Annotated in this window: 6 protein-coding genes; 4 read left to right on the forward strand and 2 right to left on the reverse strand. The window is 74.0% G+C overall.

Annotated elements, in window-relative coordinates:
• Positions 1–38: 38 nt before the first annotated feature.
• On the reverse strand, positions 39–1,145 hold the full coding sequence (gene zapE, locus ACOV8S_RS04110) for a cell division protein ZapE (protein WP_448316150.1): 1,107 nt from the start codon (positions 1,143–1,145) through the stop codon (positions 39–41).
• 37 nt (positions 1,146–1,182) lie between these two features.
• On the opposite strand from zapE, the gene ACOV8S_RS04115 reads away from it, so the two are divergent.
• The 4 genes from ACOV8S_RS04115 (at position 1,183) to msrB (ending at position 4,811) form a co-directional block, all read left to right on the forward strand.
• Entirely contained in the window at positions 1,183–1,998 is an 816-nt protein-coding gene (locus ACOV8S_RS04115) for a pyrimidine reductase family protein (protein WP_448316151.1), read from the forward strand.
• A gap of 292 nt (positions 1,999–2,290) precedes the next feature.
• Positions 2,291–2,782, forward strand: a complete 492-nt coding sequence (locus ACOV8S_RS04120; protein WP_382549845.1) for an indole-3-glycerol phosphate synthase — start codon at positions 2,291–2,293, stop codon at positions 2,780–2,782.
• A 201-nt stretch (positions 2,783–2,983) separates the two neighbouring features.
• A complete protein-coding gene (gene murC / locus ACOV8S_RS04125; RefSeq protein ID WP_448316152.1) occupies positions 2,984–4,387 on the forward strand; it encodes a UDP-N-acetylmuramate--L-alanine ligase in 1,404 nt (467 codons plus the stop codon).
• A 16-nt stretch (positions 4,388–4,403) separates the two neighbouring features.
• On the forward strand, positions 4,404–4,811 hold the full coding sequence (gene msrB / locus ACOV8S_RS04130) for a peptide-methionine (R)-S-oxide reductase MsrB (protein WP_448316153.1): 408 nt from the start codon (positions 4,404–4,406) through the stop codon (positions 4,809–4,811).
• Positions 4,812–4,936: 125 nt separating this feature from the next.
• Here msrB and ACOV8S_RS04135 read toward each other — a convergent pair.
• On the reverse strand, positions 4,937–5,290 hold a 354-nt coding region (locus tag ACOV8S_RS04135), incomplete at its 5' end, for a cholesterol oxidase substrate-binding domain-containing protein (RefSeq protein WP_448316154.1).

Here is a 5,290-nt window from a genome sequence, read left to right on the forward strand (position 1 = left end):
GCCCGGGCCCTCCCGTCCGCGTCCGGCCTGCGGTGCCGTCAGGCGTCGACGAGCGGCTTGGCGTCGCGGGCCAGCGCCGTCAGCCGCGAGATGGCCCGGTAGTACTTCTTCCGGTACCCGCCGGCCAGCATCTCGTCGCTGAAGAGCCCGTCGAACGGCGCCCCCGAGGCCACCACCGGCACCTCCCGGTCGTACAGCCGGTCCGCGAGGACCACCAGGCGCAGGGCGGTGGACTGGTCCGGCACCGCGGAGACCCCGGTGAGGCAGACCGCGGCGAGGTCGTCCGTCAGCGCCCCGTAGCGGCTCGGGTGGACCCGCGAGAGGTGGTCGAGGAGCGCGGGGAACGCGTCCAGCGAGGCCCCCGGCGTGCGGTGCGCGACCCGCTCGACCTGCTCCTGGGAGAAAGGCGGCGGCGCCTCGGGCAGGCCCCGGTGCCGGTAGTCCTCGCCGTCGATGCGCAGCGCGCGGAAGTGCGCCGACAGACCCTGGATCTCACGGAGGAAGTCCGCCGCGGCGAACCGGCCCTCGCCCAGCTTGCCCGGCAGCGTGTTGGAGGTGGCGGCCAGCGCGACCCCCGCCTCGACCAGCTTGCCCAGCAGGGTGGACACCAGCACGGTGTCGCCCGGGTCGTCCAGTTCGAACTCGTCGATGCACAGCAGGCGGTGCCCGGAGAGGGTCTTCACGGTCTGCTGGAAGCCCAGCGCGCCGACCAGGTTGGTCAGCTCCACAAAGGTGCCGAACGCCTTCAGCGAGGGCTCCGCCGGGGTGGCGTGCCACAGCGAGGCCAGCAGGTGGGTCTTGCCGACGCCGTACCCGCCGTCCAGGTAGACGCCGCGGGGACCGGCGGGGGCGGGCTGCTTCGCCTTGCCGAGCCCGAACAGCCGGCGCATCGCGCCGCCGCCGGAGTCCGCCGGCGGGCCGCCGAGGGTCGCGGCGAAGCTCTCCAGGACCCGGACCGCCTCGCTCTGGCTGGGCTGGTTCGGGTCCGGGATGTACGTCCCGAAGCGGGCCTCGCCGAAGCGCGGCGGCGGCACCATCTCCGCCACCAGACGATCGGCGGGGACGAAGGGCTCACGGGCGCAGAGGGACTGCGGGGCCGTTTCGGCTATGGGTCCGCGACCGGCGGCGGAGGTGGAAGGAGACACGCTTCCCCATGTTAAGCGGCATGTCACACTGCGTGTCATGCGACGCCTGTTCCCTGTGACCCAAGAGACAGCCCCCGCCGCCCCGGCAGACCCGACGGATCCGGGCCGCGAGTGGACCCTCGACGAACTGGCCGACGCGTACGCGTACCCCACGCACGCCACCGACCCGCAGTGCGGCCCCGGCGCCCGGGAGCCGTGGCTGCGCGCCAACATGGTCTCCAGCCTCGACGGCGCGGCCCAGCACGACGGCCGCTCGCACCCGATCTCCAGTGCCACGGACATGCGCATCTTCGGCACGTTGCGGGCGCTGGCCGACGTGATCGTGGTCGGCGCGCAGACCGTCCGGCAGGAGGGCTACCGGCCCGCCCGGGCCCGCAAGGAGTTCGCCGCCCGCCGGGCGGCCGCGGGCCAAGGCCCGGCCCCCGTCATCGCCGTCGTCTCGGCGAGCCTGGAGCTGGACCTCTCGCTCCCCCTCTTCACCTCGCCGCTGGTGCCCACCCTGATCCTCACCGGCGCCGCCGCCGACCCCGGCCGGGTCGCCGCCGCCGAGAAGGCGGGCGCCCGGGTGGTCGTCGCGGGCGACGGCATGGGCGTCGACCCGGCGCGGGCCGTGCACGCGCTCGCCGGGCTCGGTCACACCCGGCTGCTCACCGAGGGCGGCCCGCGCCTGCTGGGGCAGCTGATCGCCGCGGGCGTGCTGGACGAGCTGTGCCTGACCGTCTCCCCGACCCTGACCGCCGGGGACGCCCAGCGCATCGCGGGCGGCCCGTCGGTCGCCGTGCCGCACCGCTTCGTGCTCGGCTCGCTGCTGGAGGAGGACGGCTTCCTCTTCAGCCGCTACCACCGGAGCTGAGGCCGGGTCCCCGGGGAGATGAGGGACCGCGCGCCCGAGCGGGGCGCTCGCCGCACGGCCGGACGGGGCTCCGACCGGGCCGCACGGGCCGGGTCGGCCGGGATTGAGGCGTGCGATCGGTGGAACATGGAGATCCCCCAGGTCCGGCCGGTCCGGCGCGGCCGAGGAATTGCGTAGGTCCGGACCGCGGCCAGGGGGCAGGATGGTTTCAGCAGCGGCCCACGACGGCGCTGCCGGCCACGGACGACAGCGGGCCCCTCAGGTCCGTGAACGGAAGAGAAGGGGCGCCCACGTGTTCACGAGCGTACTGATGATCGAGAAGGCCCTGACCTCGGCCGACGTCGAGTTCGTCACCACGCTGCACGGCGACGAGCCGGTCGCCTTCCACGTCATGCTCCAGCCGCGCGGCGACCAGGCCGACCGGCTGCTGCGCGCCATCGACGACATCGCCCTCGGCGCGCTGGACGAGGCGGCCCGTGAGTCCGCCAAGCCGGAGGGCAAGGACGCCGCCGAACAGGGCCGCCAGGCCCTCGACATCTCCCTGGTGGCGCTGCGCGCCGCCGGCAGCGACGCGGAGGGGCGGCTGGTCGAGGACCACCCGCTGGACGCGCTGAGAGCCGTCGTCGAGGAGGTCGGCGCGGACGAGGTGATCGTGCTGACCGACCCGCACTACGTCGAGGAGTTCTTCCACCGCGACTGGGCCTCCCGGGCCCGCCACAAGGTGGGCGTGCCGGTGCTCAAGCTCTTCTCGCACAGCAGGACCCAGGGCCAGACCCCCGCCTGACCGCCCGGACCGGCCGCCGGCGGTCGTCGGCTGCAGCAGTCGGCAGTCGGCGGTGGCGGCCGGATCCACCCGATCGGCCCGACGCGGGGAGGCCGCGAGGGGTGGGGGAGGACCCGCCCCGGTGCGGCCGCACCGGGGCCACGGCGGGCGCGGTACTAGGCTGTGGGCGGACACGACCGCACCACCGCAGGGGAGACACGCATGGCACCCGGCCTGCCCACCGCCATGGACCGACCGCACTTCATCGGCATCGGCGGCGCCGGTATGTCGGGCATCGCGAAGATCCTCGCCCAGCGGGGCGCCAAGGTCGCCGGCAGCGACGCCAAGGACTCCGCCACCGCCGACGCGCTGCGCGCCCTGGGCGCCACCGTCCACATCGGGCACGACGCCGCGCACCTGGCCGACGACGCCAGCTGCGTGGTGGTCTCCTCCGCCATCCGCGAGGACAACCCGGAGCTGGCCCGAGCCGCCGAGCTGGGCATCCCCGTCGTCCACCGTTCGGACGCGCTGGCCCGCGTGATGGACGGCCTGCGGCCCATCGCCGTCGCCGGCACCCACGGCAAGACCACCACCACCTCCATGCTGGCGGTCTCCCTGGGCGCCCTCGGCCTCGACCCCTCGTACGCCATCGGCGGCGACCTCGACCTGCCGGGCTCCAACGCCGCCCACGGCTCGGGCGAGATCTTCGTCGCCGAGGCCGACGAGTCGGACCGCAGCTTCCACAAGTACGCGCCCGAGGTCGCCATCGTCCTCAACGTGGAGCTCGACCACCACGCCAACTACGCGTCGATCGAGGAGATCTACGACTCCTTCCGGATCTTCGCCGGCAAGATCGTCCCCGGCGGCACGCTGGTGATCTCCGCCGACCACGAGGGCGCCCGCGAGCTCACCGCGCGCCTGGAGGGCACCGGCATCCGCACGGTCACCTACGGCGAGTCCCTGGACGCCGACGTCCGCATCGGCGCCGTCGTCGCCAAGGGCCTCACCAGCGACGTCACCGTCCAGATCGACGACGCCCCGCTCACCTTCACGGTCTCGGTGCCCGGCCGCCACTACGCCCACAACGCGGTCGCCGCCCTCGCCGCGGGCGTCGCGCTGGGCATCCCGGCCGAGGAGCTGGCGCCCGCGATCGCCGCCTACACGGGCGTCAAGCGGCGCCTGCAGCTCAAGGGCGAGGCCGCCGGGGTCCAGGTGATCGACTCCTACGCCCACCACCCGACCGAGATGAACGCCGACCTCGAGGCCATGCGCGCCGGTCTCCCCGAGGGCGGCCGGATACTGGTCCTCTTCCAGCCGCACCTGTTCTCCCGCACCCAGGAGCTCGGCACCGAGATGGGCGTGGCGCTGGCCCTCGCCGACGCCTCCGTCGTCCTCGACATCTATCCGGCCCGCGAGGACCCGATCCCCGGCGTCACCAGCGAGCTGATCATCGACGCCGCCCGGGACACCGGCGCCGACGTCACCGCCGTCCACGACAAGGCCGACGCGCCCGCCGTGGTCGCGGGAATGGCCAGGCCCGGTGATCTCGTTCTCACCATGGGAGCGGGCGACGTCACCGACCTCGGCCCGCTGATCCTGGACCGTCTCGCACAGCAGAACCGGTAAGGGGAAGGCGCACACCATGGCCTACGAGATAGAGAAGTCCGACGAGCAGTGGCGCGCGGAGCTCAGCCCGGAGGAGTACGCCGTCCTGCGCCAGGCCGGTACCGAGCGCCCCTTCACCGGTGAGTACACCGACACCAAGGCGAAGGGCGTCTACTCCTGCCGCGCCTGCGGGGCCGAGCTCTTCACCTCCGCCACCAAGTTCGAGTCCCACTGCGGCTGGCCGTCCTTCTACGACCCGAAGGACACCGACGCGGTCGAGCTGATCTCGGACACCTCCCTGGGGATGGTCCGCACCGAGGTCCGCTGCGCCCGCTGCGGCTCCCACCTGGGCCACGTCTTCGAGGGCGAGGGCTACCCGACGCCGACCGACCAGCGGTACTGCATCAACTCGATCTCGCTGCGGATGGAGCCGGCGCAGGACTGAGCCGTCCTCCTCTCCCCGCAGCCCGGGCCCCGGTCGCACGTCGGCCGGGGCCCGGGCTGCGTCGTGTGCGGCGAGAGCCGTGCGGCGGTCGCCTGCCCGGCGGAATACGTCTCATCCCGGCGGGATCAGCGCAGCAGCGTGTCGAGGAACGGGCTGGACATCACGTGGTGGGGGTCGAGCCGGTTCAGGGTCGCGACGGCCTCGTCCCAGCCGGGGCCGCCCCCGGCTCGCAGGGAGGCGGGGACGGTGCGGGCGAGGACCTCCGGGTCGGACCACGCGGCGGTGTCGGTGTAGGCCCAGCCCTTGGACCACTCCACCCGGACCGTCGCCCTGTCCCCGTCCAGGGCGAACAGGAACTGCTCGAGCTCCCGCAGGAAGCGGTGCAGGCCTGGGGTGGCCGGCAGGGAAAGGACGTCGATCCACACGGCGGTGTCGACGTCCGGCCGGCCGGGGCGCGGGCGCACGGCGGACAGCAGGGG

This window comes from Streptomyces sp. CO7, assembly GCF_053474865.1.

Bases quoted from the DNA above. Each gene is read 5' to 3' on its own strand.
- ACOV8S_RS04115 (WP_448316151.1), top strand. From the start codon at position 1,183: ATGCGACGCCTGTTCCCTGTGACCCAAGAGACAGCCCCCGCCGCCCCG.
- murC (WP_448316152.1), top strand. From the start codon at position 2,984: ATGGCACCCGGCCTGCCCACCGCCATGGACCGACCGCACTTCATCGGC.
- msrB (WP_448316153.1), top strand. From the start codon at position 4,404: ATGGCCTACGAGATAGAGAAGTCCGACGAGCAGTGGCGCGCGGAGCTC.